This window comes from Paraburkholderia sp. EG287B, assembly GCF_040965595.1.
Lineage (GTDB): Bacteria > Pseudomonadota > Gammaproteobacteria > Burkholderiales > Burkholderiaceae > Paraburkholderia.
The window spans coordinates 401,566-415,860 of the sequence record NZ_JBFRCG010000007.1 but is presented as its reverse complement, the minus strand read 5'-3'; the positions used below and the strand labels follow the sequence as shown (position 1 = coordinate 415,860).

At 61.0% G+C, this 14,295-nt stretch carries 13 protein-coding genes and 3 pseudogenes; 5 read left to right on the top strand and 11 right to left on the bottom strand.

What is annotated here, in order from left to right; all coding sequences use genetic code 11:
• Positions 1-117 (top strand): annotated as a pseudogene (locus AB4Y40_RS15275) (IS5/IS1182 family transposase); the annotation flags it as partial.
• A 56-nt stretch (positions 118-173) separates the two neighbouring features.
• Here AB4Y40_RS15275 and AB4Y40_RS15270 read toward each other — a convergent pair.
• From AB4Y40_RS15270 to AB4Y40_RS15235, 8 genes and pseudogenes are all read right to left on the bottom strand, one after another.
• Positions 174-1,115 (bottom strand): annotated as a pseudogene (locus AB4Y40_RS15270) (SulP family inorganic anion transporter); the annotation flags it as partial.
• Between the two features lie 134 nt (positions 1,116-1,249).
• A complete protein-coding gene (locus AB4Y40_RS15265; RefSeq protein ID WP_368688405.1) occupies positions 1,250-1,924 on the bottom strand; it encodes a TrkA family potassium uptake protein in 675 nt (224 codons plus the stop codon).
• A gap of 184 nt (positions 1,925-2,108) precedes the next feature.
• A complete protein-coding gene (locus AB4Y40_RS15260; RefSeq protein WP_368688404.1) occupies positions 2,109-3,662 on the bottom strand; it encodes a phospholipase D family protein in 1,554 nt (517 codons plus the stop codon).
• 38 nt (positions 3,663-3,700) lie between these two features.
• Positions 3,701-4,633, bottom strand: coding sequence for a 3-hydroxyacyl-CoA dehydrogenase NAD-binding domain-containing protein (locus tag AB4Y40_RS15255; RefSeq protein WP_368688403.1), 933 nt, complete (start codon positions 4,631-4,633; stop codon positions 3,701-3,703).
• Positions 4,634-4,651: 18 nt separating this feature from the next.
• Complete coding sequence (locus AB4Y40_RS15250) at positions 4,652-5,854, bottom strand: acyl-CoA dehydrogenase family protein (protein WP_368688402.1); 1,203 nt, start codon at positions 5,852-5,854, stop codon at positions 4,652-4,654.
• Positions 5,855-5,875: 21 nt separating this feature from the next.
• Positions 5,876-6,625, bottom strand: a complete 750-nt coding sequence (locus AB4Y40_RS15245) for an acetoacetate decarboxylase (RefSeq protein WP_368688401.1) — start codon at positions 6,623-6,625, stop codon at positions 5,876-5,878.
• A 48-nt stretch (positions 6,626-6,673) separates the two neighbouring features.
• Positions 6,674-7,903: a CaiB/BaiF CoA transferase family protein gene (locus AB4Y40_RS15240; RefSeq protein ID WP_368688400.1), complete on the bottom strand. Its 1,230-nt coding sequence runs from the start codon at positions 7,901-7,903 to the stop codon at positions 6,674-6,676.
• Between the two features lie 90 nt (positions 7,904-7,993).
• Positions 7,994-8,797, bottom strand: a complete 804-nt coding sequence (locus tag AB4Y40_RS15235) for an enoyl-CoA hydratase-related protein (RefSeq protein ID WP_368688399.1) — start codon at positions 8,795-8,797, stop codon at positions 7,994-7,996.
• 327 nt (positions 8,798-9,124) lie between these two features.
• Here AB4Y40_RS15235 and AB4Y40_RS15230 point away from each other — a divergent pair, with 327 nt between their 5' ends.
• Positions 9,125-9,496, top strand: a complete 372-nt coding sequence (locus AB4Y40_RS15230; RefSeq protein ID WP_368688398.1) for a response regulator — start codon at positions 9,125-9,127, stop codon at positions 9,494-9,496.
• Positions 9,497-9,636: 140 nt separating this feature from the next.
• Positions 9,637-10,656 (top strand): AraC family transcriptional regulator, encoded by a 1,020-nt coding sequence (locus tag AB4Y40_RS15225; RefSeq protein WP_368688397.1) that lies wholly within the window; start codon positions 9,637-9,639, stop codon positions 10,654-10,656.
• Here AB4Y40_RS15225 and AB4Y40_RS15220 read toward each other — a convergent pair.
• On the bottom strand, positions 10,650-11,357 hold the full coding sequence (locus tag AB4Y40_RS15220) for a response regulator transcription factor (protein WP_368688396.1): 708 nt from the start codon (positions 11,355-11,357) through the stop codon (positions 10,650-10,652). The two genes, AB4Y40_RS15225 and AB4Y40_RS15220, sit on opposite strands and share 7 nt — an antisense overlap.
• 530 nt (positions 11,358-11,887) lie before the next feature.
• On the opposite strand from AB4Y40_RS15220, the gene AB4Y40_RS15215 reads away from it, so the two are divergent.
• Positions 11,888-12,832, top strand: coding sequence for a LysR family transcriptional regulator (locus AB4Y40_RS15215; RefSeq protein ID WP_368688395.1), 945 nt, complete (start codon positions 11,888-11,890; stop codon positions 12,830-12,832).
• A gap of 38 nt (positions 12,833-12,870) precedes the next feature.
• Here the strand turns inward: AB4Y40_RS15215 and AB4Y40_RS15210 are convergent, their stop codons facing one another.
• Positions 12,871-13,341: a hypothetical protein gene (locus AB4Y40_RS15210; protein WP_368688394.1), complete on the bottom strand. Its 471-nt coding sequence runs from the start codon at positions 13,339-13,341 to the stop codon at positions 12,871-12,873.
• Positions 13,342-13,368: 27 nt separating this feature from the next.
• Positions 13,369-13,473: pseudogene (locus tag AB4Y40_RS15205) on the bottom strand (TetR family transcriptional regulator); the annotation flags it as partial.
• A gap of 95 nt (positions 13,474-13,568) precedes the next feature.
• On the opposite strand from AB4Y40_RS15205, the gene AB4Y40_RS15200 reads away from it, so the two are divergent.
• Positions 13,569-14,129 (top strand): sensor histidine kinase, encoded by a 561-nt coding sequence (locus tag AB4Y40_RS15200; RefSeq protein ID WP_368688393.1) that lies wholly within the window; start codon positions 13,569-13,571, stop codon positions 14,127-14,129.
• Positions 14,130-14,295 lie beyond the last annotated feature (166 nt).

Here is a 14,295-nt window from a genome sequence, read left to right as displayed (position 1 = left end):
TTCCGTCGGCTTCGCATTCGCTTCGATCGCCGTAGCGACATTCACGAAGCATTCCTCAAATTCGCTTGCTCGCTCGTGTGCTGGAATATATTCAAACGAGCGCAGTCGGCTTTTTGAACTGGCCTCTTAATGTCGATCAGCTTCACGCCGATCATGAAGACGATGGCCGACAGCACGGCGCCAGGCAGAAAGCTGAGCGGCTTCGTGAGGAACAGCAGCACGAGCAGCACGATTGCAGCGGTCGTGAGATGGGCGATCTGCGTGCGGCCGCCCGCTTCGTCCACCATCTCGGTTTTGGTCGGGCTACCGTTCACAACGAAAGTGCCGGTGAACGCGGCCGCGGCGTTTGCGGCGGCGAGACCGATGATGTCGGCGTTGTCGTCGCCCTTCTCGTTGTAGCGGTTGGCATATGCGCGCGCGGTCGCGGCGCTCTGCGCAATGATGACGATGAAGCACGATGCCGCGGTGGCGAGCACCTGGTTGATTTCATTCATATGCACCGGCGGCAGGAACAATGAAGGCAATCCGCCCGGCACGTCGCCCGTGACCGCGATGCCACGCGAGGCAAAATTGAACACCGCGCTCGCCACGATGGAGCCGATCACGGCGATCAGCGCACCAGGCGCACGCGGCACAAACCGCTTGCAGCCTACGATCACCACGAGCACGGCGATCGCCAGCGCAGCAGTCGGCACATTGATACCGCCGACGCGCTGAAACACAGACACGATTTGCATGATCGGGCCATGCCCCTGTTTCGCGAGCCCGAGCAGTCCGGCGAACTCGCCTGCCGCCACCTGCACGCCGACGCCGGTCAGGAAACCGATCAGCGCGCTTCGGGAAAGAAAGTCTGCGAGAAAACCCAGCCGGAAGACGCGCGCGATCACGAGCATCACCCCGACCGCCAGCGCAACGGTGCTGGTCAGCGCGATATATTCCTTGCTGCCCAGCGCGGCGACGGCGGTCAACATGCCGGCAAGGATGGCGGCGGTGGCGGAGTCCGCGGCGACCACCAGTTGACGCGACGCGCCCAAGAAGGCGAATGCGACCAGCGGCAGCAGGGTCGTGTAGAGGCCGGTGACCGTGGGCGTGCCGGCAATCTTCGTGTACCCCATCACCTCGGGAATGCCAAGTGCCGCCAGCGTGATCCCAGCGACGATATCGTGCGGCAACTGTGTGGCGTTGATGGGCAAGAGGCCCTGCAAGAAGGGCATGCGATGCAGCCGCGGTTCCATCGAAGCAGCAGATTTCATGTTGTCGCCTCCACTCGGTTTGTGAGCTTGCCGACCAGCGCATCCGCGATGATCACATCGAGGATGATCACATTGGACGCGCCCGCGTTCTCGAACAGCCCTTTTCTCAGGGGATTTTCACCCGGCACGGCGATCGGCAGCGCGGGATTGAGCGTATGCGCGAGCAACGTGATGGCCAGGTTGTTGTTGCTGTCGGGTGTCGTGACGACGAGCGCCTTGGCGCTATCGAGCCGCGCGCTCTTGAGCACTTCGTCAAATGCATCGGGCGAGCCGAGCACGACCAGATGGTCATGGTCCGCCGCGCGTTCGGCCTGCGCTTGATCACCTACGAGGACCAGCACGGTGTGCCCCGCATCGCGCAAACGATCGGCAACCAGCGTCCCGAGGGAATGATATCCAACCACGACAACGTGATTGGCGAGCTGTTCGAGTTTGTGTTCCATGGTTCTATTCTCCCGATACGCCATGACGTCGTCGCCGGACAGCATGCCGGTTAGCTTCGACACCGCGAATCCGCCTATTACCAGCGTTGCGAGCATGGCCAGCAGCATGAAGATCTTCTGATTCTCGTTGAACTCGGCAAAGTCGCCGACTGTCGTGACGAGATTGACCCCATCCCAAATGGCGTTGAACAGCTTGTTGGGAAACGGATTACTGGAACTGTCGAGCATGACCAGACCCGTAGCCGCGCCGCCTAGCAACAGCAGGAGCAGGCCCACGGTGTGGCGCGCACGGCGGCGCCACTCCCGAATGCGGATACGCCCAAGACGCGGCTCATCGACACGGAAGATCCACATGGCTACCTTCGTACGGTTACATGCCTCTCACGCCCGGCGGCAAACAGCGCGCCAGCACTCATAGCTCCGATTCGATCGGCAGCAGACCCATGAACCATATGCTCGTACGCCGTCCCAAAGTGACATCCGGCTCCGAGTCCAGTTCCGTTACCGTGCCGTTTTCGGTGGTGTCGATCCAGACGATCCGTTTCGAGCCGTTCGCGTCGGTGCGCAGTTCCACTCGCCACGCGACCTCGTCCAGATGCGGTTCGACGTCGTCGACCACCTGGCCGGCAATTGCCGAGCTATTGCAGAGTACGCCGATCTCCGTGTTGAGGCGACTCGAGCGCGGATCGAGATTCATCGACCCGATGAAAACGCTTTGCCGGTCGAACACATAGGTTTTCGCATGCAACGACGCCCTTGATGAGCCAAAGATCTTTCGTTGCGACTTCACGTGCACCGAGCCAACGGGTTTCAGCTCATACAGGCGTACGCCGGCCTTGAGGAGATCTTCGCGATAGTGCTCGTAGCCGGCATTGACCGCAACGACGTCGGTTGCAGCGAGCGAATTGGTCAGCACCGTGACGCGCACGCCGCGAGCAGTCAGATCGCTGATCCATGCCACCCCCTCTTTGCCCGGCACGAAGTATGGCGAAATGATCAGCATCTCCTGCGTGGGTTTGAGGTTCAGGGCCGCGAACTTCGTCATGAGGTGGCCATTCGGATCGTTCGGATCGCGCGTGACCTTGGCCGGGTCGTCGTACAGAAGCGTGGCTTGCCCCCACGCAAAGTCGGTGCTGCCGGGGTCGAGCACAGCGGCCATCCGCGCTCTCGCTTGCACGACGTAAGCGGAGTCGTGCACCGAATTGATGTAGTCGTCCAGTTTCGCGCGGTAGGCGGCCAACGCGGACGGATCCGCCGCGTGTCCCATCAGTTGCTCGATGGAATAACTCGATTCGGAATTCCAGAACTGATCGAAAGCGTTAGACACCTGGTGGACAACCGCACCGTGCACCAGTACATCCAGATCCCCGAAGGCCACCACACTCGAGGCCCCGAAGTATTCGTCGCCAATATTGCGCCCGCCAAGAATGGCGGCTTCGTTGTCCGCAATCATCGCCTTGTTGTGCATGCGCCGGTCGACACGCGAGAATTCGAGTGCAGTCGCAACCGACTTGAAGTTGCGGCTCGCGACCGGATTGAATAGCCGTATCTGCAGGTTCGGGTGCGAGTTGAGCGTGAGCAGCACCTGGTCGTCCGCGTTCGTGCCCAGGTCGTCGAGCAGGACACGAACGCGTACGCCCCGGTCTGCGGCCTTGAGCAACGCCGCCGCCAGTTCACGGCCAACCAGATCGTCGTGCCAGATGTAGTACTGCAGATCGAGCGAACGGTCGGCGTTTCCGGCGAGCATAATGCGGGCCACTATCGCATCGGTCGGGTCTTGCAGCAGGTGAAACGCCGTGTCGCCCTGATGCTTCTGCTCGTCCGGAACGAAGAGCGTGCCGAGCCGGGTGCTTTCCGTGTGTTGCAGCGCAAAAGTCTGTGGCTGGTTCGTCTGTGGCGGCAAACCGGCACAAGCGGCCACCACGAAGACAAGCGCAATTACGATGAGACGCTGCAGGCTTTTCATCTCCACACCTCACAGATCCGCGCCTTCGGTGAAAGGCGTCACTCCCTGTTGCGCAACCGAAGCAATCCCATCAGAACCTCATCGCGATACGTTGCAAGCTCGTGCAACGAGCGCGACTGGACTTCTTCGTGTACGCCCTTGATGATGGTCTCCCGCACGTCCGCCGTGAGTTCCGGTGTTCCGAGCACGTGCCACCAGGCTGTCAACGGGCCGGTGAACTGCTCGAAGAAGTGTTCGATACCGCCCTGCCCGCCGCCGAGATGGTAGAGAAGACTCGGCCCCATGATCCCCCAACGCAGGCCCGGGCCCCACGAAACGGCCACGTCGGCATCGCCGACGCTCACGACACCCTCCGCAATCAGATACACCACTTCGCGAAAGAGGGCCGCCTGCAGGCGATTGGCGACGTGGCCCGGAACCTCCTTGTGCAAGCGGATGGTCCGCTTTCCGAGGCCGCGATAGAATGCGCTGACGCGATCAATGGTCTCTTCGGAGGTCTTCGCGCCACCCACGATCTCGACCAGCGGTATCAGATGCGGCGGGTTGAATGGATGACCGATTACGCAGCGTTCGGGATGGTTCGGGCAGGCGGATTGAATCTCGCTCATCGTCAGGCCCGACGAACTCGAAGCGATGATCGCCTCCGGCGCCAACGCTTCATCGAGCCGCCGGTAGAGGTCCTTCTTGAAGTCGATACGCTCCGGCCCGTTCTCCTGAACCAGATCGCTCCCGGCTATGGCTTCCTCGAAGTTCGCCGTGAATTGAAGCTTCGAAGGCGACGCGCCGGGCGTGAGCCCCAGTTCCTCCAGCGCGGGCCACGCGGCTGCGATGAATTCGTCGAGTTTCTGCTTTGCATCGGGGGCGATGTCGGTCGCGACGACGTCCAGACCTTTGGCGAGAAACAGCGCCGCCCAGCTCGCTCCGATGACCCCGGTCCCGATGATCGTCACGCGCTCGATTGTCTTGCTCATGGTAAGCACTCCGTGGCGTTAAACGAACGCACTGAACCCGCTAACCGCCTTGCCGACGATCAGCGAATTCATCTCGCGCGTGCCTTCATAGGAATAGAGGGCTTCCGAGTCGGCCATGAAGCGCGCGACGTTATAGTCGAGCACGATGCCATTGCCGCCCAGAACTTCGCGAGCCCAGCCGACCGTCTCGCGCATGCGTACCGTGCAGAATGCCTTGGCGAGCGAGGCATGCTCGTCCCTTAGCTTGCCCTGGTCCTGCAGTTGCGCGAGACGCACGACCATGCACTGCGAGGCCGTGATGTTGCCGAGCATCTTCGCGAGCAGGTCCTGGACCATCTGAAACGATGCGATCGGCTTGCCGAACTGTTCGCGCGTCTGAGCATACTTGAGCGCGTGTTCATATGCGCCCATGCTGCAACCCACCGACTCCCACGCCACATACTGGCGGGTCAGGCGCAGCACGCGTGCCGTGTCGCGGAAGGTCGAGTCGCCCTGCAGGCGGTTCTCTTCCGGCACGCTGCAGTTATCGAGCGTGATGACGCCGTTTTGCACAACCCGCAGCGCGACCTTGCGCTCGATCTTCGAAACCGAGAACCCCGGCGTCGTCTTGTTTTCCACGATGAATCCTTTCACCTGGTTGTCGTCGACGTCACGTGCCCAGATGATGGAAAGATCGCACCATGGCGAATTGCCGATCCAGCGCTTCTGGCCGTTGAGCACCCAGGTATCGCCTTCGCGCTTCGCGGTCGTGAGAAGCCCGCCGCCGGCGCCCGAGCCGACCAGCGGCTCGGTCAGGCCAAAGCAGCCCACCTTCTCGAGACGGGCCATGGGCGGCAGCCACTTCTGCTTCTGCTCTTCCGACCCGCCGAGGTAAATGGAACCCATGGCGAGGCCGCTGTGCACACCGTAGAACGTGGCGATCGAGGCGTCGACACGCGCAATTTCCATGGCCATGAAGCCGTCGAGCAGAACGCTGCCGCCGGGGCAGCCATAGCCCTCGAAACCAATGCCGACGATATTCAGATCCTGAATGCCGGGGATCAGCTCGAACGGGAACTTGTCGTCGGCCCAGTACTGGTTGATGACGGGCGCCACGGTCCCTTCCATGAAGCTCCGCACCTTCTTGAGGAGCGCCTGCTCATCGTCGCTCAAGACCTGGTGGATCATGTAGAAGTCGCTATCGGGCGCTGGCAGCGCGTGAGGAAGCTTTGTTTCTGGCATGGTGTGTCTCGTTGGTGATGGTCAGGACCGCGTATGGGACAAATAGTCGTAGACCACTTCGGCGTTGCCGAGTGACAGGTCGGTCAGCAGATGCACGGCCGACAGAACCTCGAGCACCGGCAGCTTGGCGACGGGCGCGAAGCAGTGCGGATGCAGTTCCAGTGAGGCAGGGCCTGTCCACGCGCCCTTTACAGTCAGATCCTCGATGTAATACCTGACGATCTCGCACACCCGGGCCGTGCAGTCCACGTGCGGCAGGATCTTAAGCAGATAGCCTGGCGCCTCGAGAGTCTTCCTGACCGAGGCGAGATCGAGCGCCTTGTACTTGTAGGCCATCGTGGCCGTGGCAACGCGCACCCCGTTATAGTCGAGCGTGCCAACGAGCGCGTCGTTGCGCACCTCCAGCTTCGGTTGCGCGAGCACTTTGGGGAAGCCCAGCAGTTCGCGACCGGAGGCGATGCCGGCCTCGCTGTCGAGATACATCGCATGCGTAAAGCCGCCGGCGACGCCGTCGAGCGTGACGGGTATCACCTGGCCGGATTCGGTGTACGAGCCCAGCCCGCTCGAATCGGGCATGTTGATGAACTCGTACTTGACGATCGGCTCGACCGGCCTGAGCGGAGCCGGGACCACTCGCGCAAGCGCCTCTGGATCGGTGCGATAGGTGATGATCACGAATTCGCGATCGACGAACCGGTACGGCACTTTGGGATAGGCGGGGCTCGTCAAGGGCATCGCGTAGGCCGATGCGCGCACTTCGTCTTCAGTCATGGAACGCTCCATAGTTGCCGTGCGGGGTGGAAGGCGCGACGGCCCCGCTCACGACGCGCGCTTGAATCGTGCGACCGCGCCCGCATCGTTCAGCCGCGCGATATCGGCTTCGCCGAACCCCAGTTCCTGCAGGATTAGCGCACCGTGTTCGCCGAGTTGCGGGGCCGCCGTGGGCTTCACTTTCGGCGAGCCGAACACCTGAAACGGGCTGCTGACGGTGCGGGCTTCCTTCCCGCCGGGCTGCGCGAGCGGCACGACGATCCCGTTGGCCGGTAGTTGCGGGTCGTCGATGATCTCTCGCGCGACCTGAACGACACCGAAGATCACGCGGCCGGCATCGAGCACCTGCTTCCAGTACGCGAGCGGCCGGCTCGCGAACATCGGGTCGAGAATCTCGACCAGTTGTGCGGAGTTGGCGATGCGGTTTTCGTCGACGAAGCGCGGGTCCTCCAGCAGGTCGGGCTTGCCGATCGCCTTGCAGAAGCCCGGCCAGTCCTTGCGCTGCGCCGCAACGAGCAGAATCCAGCGCTTGTCGGCGGTCTGGTACGGATTGAGCAGCGCATTGGGCGGCGACTTGCGATCGTGCTGTGCGAAGAAGTGGCCGCCGTTCAGGCCGCCTTCGACCCACGCGCCCGCGGCCCAGATACCGTTGGCGATCAGCGAGGTCGAGACATGGCTGCCCTTGCCGGTCGTAGCACGCACGTAGAGCGCGGTCACGATCGCCGCATAGAGCGTCGTGGCCGTCGCGTGGTCGCCAATTCCCGGGATCGGTAGCGTCGGCGGACTGCCGGCGTCATGCGTGACTTCCATCAGGCCGGAGCGCGCCCAGTATGCGGTCACATCGAATCCCGGCGTGTCGGCCTCCGGGCCTTCGGAGCCATATCCCGTGACGTCGGCGTAGATGAGCTTGTCGTTGAGCGGCGCGAAGTCTTCGTAGGTGCAGCCGAGCGATGTCTTGACACGCGGAGGAAAGTTCACGACGACCACGTCGGCCCAGCGCACGAGGCGATGCAGCACTTCTTTGGCGTCGGGCTTCTTCAGATCGATCGCGATGCCGCGCTTGTTGCGGTTCGTCAGTTGCCACGCATAGTTGACGTCACTCGTCGGGTTCGGCGGCATCGCCGAAAAGTAGCGGTAGACATCTCCGGTGCCCGGCGGCTCGACCTTGATCACGTCGGCGCCGAAGTCCGCAAGGATCGTCGTCGCGGCAGGGCCCGCAATATAGCTCGCAAGGTCGAGCACCTTCAACCCGGAGAAGATGTGATTGCCGACGTTCATCGAGTCACCTCCATGATTTTGTTCTGCCCGCTTCCCATCGCTTGCGCGCCCGGCGCAAACGGTCGTGAAGGGAGTGGCGAGAGCCGCGATTTATCGACCTGTGAACTTCGGAGGCCGCTTTTCCAGGAAGGCTTTCGTGCCTTCCGTCTTGTCATCGGTGGAGGCACATACCCCAAACAAGGCCGCTTCGAGCGCAAGCCCCTCGGAGAGTGAGCCATCGAGACCGCGATTGACCGCGGCAATCGCATGGCGCACTGAAAACGGCGCATTGGCGTTGATCTTCGCGAGCATTTCTTGCGCGCGGTCGATCAATTTCGATGGCTCGACAATTTCGCTCACGAGCCCAATGCGCAGTGCGTCTTCCGCTGGAATCATTTCGCCCGTGAGGATGAGTTGCAGGGCAACGCTCTTGCCAACCACGCGTGGAAGGCGCTGCGTTCCGCCGAAGCCGGGAATGAGACCGAGCTTGATCTCGGGCTGCCCGAATCTCGCGTTAGGGGTTGCCAGGCGGATCGTGCACGCCAACGCCGTTTCACATCCGCCGCCGAGCGCGAGACCATTGACTGCCGCGATGACGGGCTTGCCCAGGTTTTCGACGAGATCGAGCAAAGCCTGTCCGGCGCGTGCTGCATGCACTGCCTCGACAGGCGTTGCGGCGGCCAGTTCGCCGATGTCCGCTCCCGCAATGAATGCACGATCGCCTGCGCCGGTCACGATGACCCCGCCAATGCGCGCATCGTCCCGCGCGTATTCGAATGCCGCTTTCAATTCTCGGATGGCCTTCTGGTTCAACGCATTGAGGACCTCTGGGCGATTCAGCATGATGGGCGCGGATGCGTTCCGCTGTTCATAGACAATCGTTTCGAACGATTGGTGTGCAAATGTCTGTTCCATGAGTCTGTGGATTCCGCACGAACTGTTCAACTCACGGACGATTTCACCACCACCGGGATTGCCGGTCACGCACTATCTACGCACTAATCCGCCCGATTTTCCCGTACCGTGATCAACTCGACGGTGGGAGAATCGAACGGACTGCAATTCAGCGGGCGAAGTCGCGATGGTATGTACCAGCGCTGCCCATAAATGAGTGCCAGGCGAGTCATACTTTGGTGTAAGCCGATTACACCAACGAACAATCTTCATCGGCTGGCTCGCAGCCTGGTACCGATGCACGATGGCGTAGCGTTCACTGAGCAAAGCTAATCGAGGGATCGCTGCATGCGTGCGCCCCAGGTTGTTTCCATCGTCGATGACAACGAGCCTTTCCGCTCGGCGACTGCGCGCCTCGTGCAAGCATACGGGTGGATCGTGCGGGCATTCGATTCCGCGGAGCGATTCCTGGATTCAGAGGACGTTCACAACACGGCATTCCTCATTTCGGATATCAAAATGCCGGGCATGTCCGGGCTGGCAATGTACAGCCGCCTCCTCGAGCTGGGAATCGCGCCTCCTGCCGTTTTCGTTACCGCGGCTGCAACTGCCTCTCTGCGTGCAGAAGTTCTGGCAACGGGAGCGTTTGCCTTGCTCGAAAAGCCAATGGATCCCGACGAACTGGAGCGGTGGTTGAATCATGCTTTACGCCAGCCCTAGTCTGCCGTTGCGAGTCTTTATTAAGGATTTCGCTACAACGGCGCGGCCTTGTGCACAACCTCGTCTGGGCCAGCACCTATACTTCCTGCAGCGGCGTGGCAGCCCTTTTCCCATTCCCACCCAACCCCGGGGGTTCGCTCATGAGTGGCATTGGAATTGCAGAGGTCGCGCGGCGGTCGACCCGCGACCTGCCTGCCCCGCACCGTCTCGATGTCTGGGCGGATGTGCTGACTTCGGCCATGATTCCCGTGTATGTCCGGGCCAGCAATCCACGCGAGTTCGAAGCGAACATGACTGTGGCGGCCTGCGGGCCGCTGACAGTAGTGCTGCAGTCCGGCACCCCGCACACCTGCGGACGGGGGCGCAGCGAACTGGCGCGCAGCGGCCAGCGCCAGTATCACCTGATGATGAGCCTCAACCACACCTATCACGTCTCGCATCGCAATGATCTGTGCCTCGCGCCTGGTGACCTCGTACTCGTCGATTCGGACCTCATTTGCGGCATCGATCTGATGCGCCGGTACGAATTTCTTAATATCGGCATTCCCGTCGAGTGGCTCAGGCGCTGGGTTCCCGACGTTGGTTTTCTTGTCGGAAGGCGCATTCCGGGCAATTCCACCTGGGGTGCCGCCCTTGCCGCCTACCTGGTCCAACTGTTGCCTGAGGCGGTTGCGAACGCGCCCATTCCGCGCAGCGTGCTCGCCGACCACGTGGGCGCCCTGCTGGCGCTCATCGCCCATGAGATGAGCGGCCAGGAGCCGCACAGCAAGCCTGCCGAGCGATCGTTGCGGGATCGCGTGAGCGACTGCCTCGCCCAGCGCTGCCACGAGCATGGCCTGACCGCCGAAGCTGTCGCCGACTCGCTCGGCATCTCGGTGCGCACACTACATCGAGCATTAGCGGGATGCCAGCAGACCTTCGCCGATCAGCTGCTCGATGCGAGGATGAACTGTGCGCTGCGGATGCTCGAATCGAAGATATTCGCGCGGATAACGGTGGGTGAAATAGGGCGCCGCGCTGGGTTTGCGGATGCGTCGCACTTTACCCGCGTAGTGCGCAGAAGGATGGGTGTTACACCGCAGCAATTGCGTATGCGCAGCGGCACCGTTTCGAGCGACACAGCCGCCCGACATGCCGATGAAAGCGATGGAGATCAATAGTTATCCTGCGCGTCCCAAGCAATCCATGCCGGCTTGCCTTTTGGCGTCTCTATCCCGAGCGCTGCAGTCATTCTGACGAGATCCGCCACCGAGCGCGCGGCCATTTTTCTCATAACCTGAGCGCGATGAATCTTGACGGTGATTTCGCTGAGCTTCAGCTCGCTGGCGATTTCCTTGTTCATCAAGCCGTCCACGACGAACAGCATCACCTGCTGCTCCCGAGGCTTCAAGGAATCGTAGCAAGCGCGTAGCGCGGCGAGCGCCCGGTGGGCCGCGAGCCGCTCGCTATCGCATGTCAACGCATCGGTGACCGCATCCAGCATGTCCTGGTCGCGGAAAGGCTTAGGGAGAAAGTCTACTGCACCGGCTTTCATCGCCTTCACCGACATGGCGACGTCGCCATACCCGGTCATGAAGATGATTGGCATCCGAATACCGCTCTTCACGAGTTCATCCTGGAATGCGAGCCCAGTCTCGCCGTGCAACCTGACGTCCAGAATCAGGCAACTCGGTACGTCTTCCTTATGGAATGCCGAAAATTCGCGGCAGGACGGGAACGCCTGGGCGCGTAGCCCGATTGAATGCAACAGGTCAACGAGCGCGATGCGCATCGCCTCGTCGTCGTCGATCACGTATACCATCGAGACCAGACCGTCGGCAGGGTTCATGTTCGTAACGGCCGAAACCGGCTCAGCACGCATCTCGCTCTCCCGCACCGGCAGCAACTGTGATACGGCCCAACGCAGACCCGGCGCGGCCTCGGGACAATCACGCCGTTTGCTTGCCGAACTTGATCGCTCATCCCCTGACTTGCGAACCGCTACGCTCGGCACCTCCACTCACAGGCAAACCGATTCCACGTTACCGGCGCAGCCGCGCCCCGTATTGGCGAATGCAACGGTCGGGGTATCGTGAGAATATCCCTGCCCCCACGGTCTGGATGGTCTGAGCATGCCATTCATGGTCGAAAATCCGGTCTGCACGCGCCATAGCAAGGTGTCTCGCTTCGCTTGGCGGGAAATCGCTGCATAGCAGCGAACCTTCATTCCGCACGGTTATACGAACGTATGATTCACCTGGCCTATCACGTGATCTCCACAACCGATCCCACATTTGTAACCAGAGCGCCTCTACGTTACCTTTTATCCGGTACGAATCGACATGGATGGCTCGAACCTTCGAAAGGGTTTTCATCGAGGTTCGGACTGAAGTCCGGAGCGGAGAGACGATTATGGATTTGTTGAAGAGCATGCGGATTTTTGAGCGTGTGGCCGACGGCGCAAGCTATACGTTGGCGGCTCGGGAGCTGAACATGAGTACGGGTTCAGTCTCGCGGCTCATTTTCGACCTCGAGCAGCATCTTGCCACGCGACTCCTGCATCGCACGACGCGGCGGATTGCCTTGACGCCCGCGGGCAAGCGCTATCTGGCGCGTTGCCACTCGATTCTCGAAGCCCTGGACGAGGCAGAAGCTGAAGCCAAATCGATTCACATCAGTCCCACAGGCTGCCTTAGGGTTCACGCCTCCCAATCGCTTGCGCAACACTATTTGGTTCCCGCAGTGAGATCCTATCGGGAGCGGCATCCGTCCGTGCAGGTTGGGCTGACGCTATCGGACTCTCCGGTCAACCTTCTCGCCGGTGAATTCGACATGGCCGTCGTGGCGACCGAGGTGCTGCGCGACTCTTCGCTTATCGGAACGCGTCTTGGCAGCTCCTACAGCGTGATGTGCGCGTCTCCAAACTATCTCGACGTGCATCCGATGATCAACAGGCTCGCTGACCTTTCGAACCATAGTCTCGTTTGTCTCGCCCCCTCCTGGTCGGACAACGTCGAATTGACGTCGCAAGGGGCAAACGGCTGCGAAACGGTTTCCGTTCAACCCGGGCTGTGCATCAGTTCGCAATCTTCGCTTGCCAATGCCCTCGAACTTGGGATGGGAGTGGGCTTACTGCCGCTGCATGCAGCCGTTGATGCGTTCCGCGATGGACGCCTCGTGCACATACTGCCTGCCTGCCAGTTTGAACACGTTGACATCTACGCACTCTTTGCGTCGAAGATGTTTCTCGACGCAAAGGTGAGAACGTGGGTTGAACATCTGAAAGGCAGTTTTGCTGAATCCAGCAAAAACGTTCAACTGGTTCTCTACAACACGAGTGATTTGCAGGTGGCGTGAGCCTGCCGCAGACAGGCAGTCCGGCACGGCGATAGCGCCTACCGCGGCTTGCGCTTCATCGAGAGACTGCGTCTGATATGGCCGTCTCGCCCCCTGCCAGAGACCCAGTTGTCGATGATCGCGTCGACCGTCAGTTCGACCATCATGCAGGTGTCGGACCAACGCTTCGTCGGAGTCGTGCGAGGCACGAGCACCACACCGTAGATTGCTGCGATGAGGGTGTCCCCGGCAAGCCGATTGGGTAACGGCGGCTCCGGCAGCGCGTCGAATAACGCGTCAACGGCATGATAATAAACATTGAGCGCTCGCATGACGACGGGCGACTCGCCGAAGCGCATTTCGTCATCGTCTGCAATATCGGTTTTTTTCCCGGCCATCGCAAACAGGAAGTCGAACTGCTCGGGACGACTGAGCCAATAGTCAACCGAGCGCAACGACACCTCGCGCACACGCTCGATCGGATCGGTCACACACGACGCCACCTCCTCGAAGTATTCCGCCGCAGCCATGAGATCGTCTTCGCGAACCGCAACGAACAGCGCCCGTTGGTCATCGAAGTACTGGTAAATGGACGCTGGCGAATAGCCAGCCTCGGCCGCTATGCGGCGAAGCGAGACCTGGGACGCGTCTTCTTGCGCCAGCAGCCCAGCCGCTCGGCGCGATCGTCACACACGGTGAAGCATGCCTGCGATGGCTCAATCGCGAGACACCGGCATACGAGGAGGCGGCGGCCAGCGTGCAAAACATCATTGGCCTCGGGCAGCGTGCGAGCGAAATCGTCCGGTCCATTTGCAGCCTCGCGACTCCGTCTGTCCTGCAAGCGACACGACTGGAGCTAAACGACCTGGTTCATGACGTGGTGCCCCTCGTTCGTCACGACGTAGCGAACCACGGCGTCTCGCTGCGACTGCGCCTTGCTCGCGGACTGCCGCCCCTGCTTGGCGATCGCGTTCAGCTTCAGCAGGTTTTCATCAACCTCATCCTGAATGGCATTCAGGCCATGGCAGACATCGATGACAGGCCGCGCGAGCTCCTGATCGAATCGTGCATGGAAACCGGCGGATTTCTAGTCGTCAGCGTGCGCGATACCGGCACCGGAATCGCGCCGGAGCATGCCTATCAGTTGTTCGATGCTTTTTTCACGACGAAACGCGGTGGCAAGGGGATAGGCCTCGCGATGTGCCGCTCGATCATCGAAGCACATAGCGGAATCATATTGGCATTCAACAACGCCGGGCACGGTGCGACGTTTCAATGTCGATTGCCCGTGATTGAAGCAAGCGCCAACGCCGAGTGAATCGCGGTGGCTCGCCATGGCGCGCCGCCACGCAATGACAACGCCCCTGCAATGAATTCCTGGCCATTCGAATCGTACCGGCGCAACCGGACTAAAACGTGCAACGCGTTTTTCTAACCCGGAACGACTCCCAACATACACATGTATGACCCCACTACCCTTCTGG

What these genes read in the sequence shown, in the direction of transcription:
- AB4Y40_RS15210 (WP_368688394.1), bottom strand. Translation starts at nt 13,341, where the DNA reads ATGGCTGCGGCGGAATACTTCGAGGAGGTGGCGTCGTGTGTGACCGAT.
- AB4Y40_RS15250 (WP_368688402.1), bottom strand. Translation starts at nt 5,854, where the DNA reads ATGCCAGAAACAAAGCTTCCTCACGCGCTGCCAGCGCCCGATAGCGAC.
- AB4Y40_RS15245 (WP_368688401.1), bottom strand. Translation starts at nt 6,625, where the DNA reads ATGACTGAAGACGAAGTGCGCGCATCGGCCTACGCGATGCCCTTGACG.
- AB4Y40_RS15240 (WP_368688400.1), bottom strand. Translation starts at nt 7,903, where the DNA reads ATGAACGTCGGCAATCACATCTTCTCCGGGTTGAAGGTGCTCGACCTT.
- AB4Y40_RS15255 (WP_368688403.1), bottom strand. Translation starts at nt 4,633, where the DNA reads ATGAGCAAGACAATCGAGCGCGTGACGATCATCGGGACCGGGGTCATC.
- AB4Y40_RS15215 (WP_368688395.1), top strand. Translation starts at nt 11,888, where the DNA reads ATGGATTTGTTGAAGAGCATGCGGATTTTTGAGCGTGTGGCCGACGGC.
- AB4Y40_RS15230 (WP_368688398.1), top strand. Translation starts at nt 9,125, where the DNA reads ATGCGTGCGCCCCAGGTTGTTTCCATCGTCGATGACAACGAGCCTTTC.
- AB4Y40_RS15225 (WP_368688397.1), top strand. Translation starts at nt 9,637, where the DNA reads ATGAGTGGCATTGGAATTGCAGAGGTCGCGCGGCGGTCGACCCGCGAC.
- AB4Y40_RS15265 (WP_368688405.1), bottom strand. Translation starts at nt 1,924, where the DNA reads ATGCTCGACAGTTCCAGTAATCCGTTTCCCAACAAGCTGTTCAACGCC.
- AB4Y40_RS15260 (WP_368688404.1), bottom strand. Translation starts at nt 3,662, where the DNA reads ATGAAAAGCCTGCAGCGTCTCATCGTAATTGCGCTTGTCTTCGTGGTG.
- AB4Y40_RS15235 (WP_368688399.1), bottom strand. Translation starts at nt 8,797, where the DNA reads ATGGAACAGACATTTGCACACCAATCGTTCGAAACGATTGTCTATGAA.
- AB4Y40_RS15220 (WP_368688396.1), bottom strand. Translation starts at nt 11,357, where the DNA reads ATGCGTGCTGAGCCGGTTTCGGCCGTTACGAACATGAACCCTGCCGAC.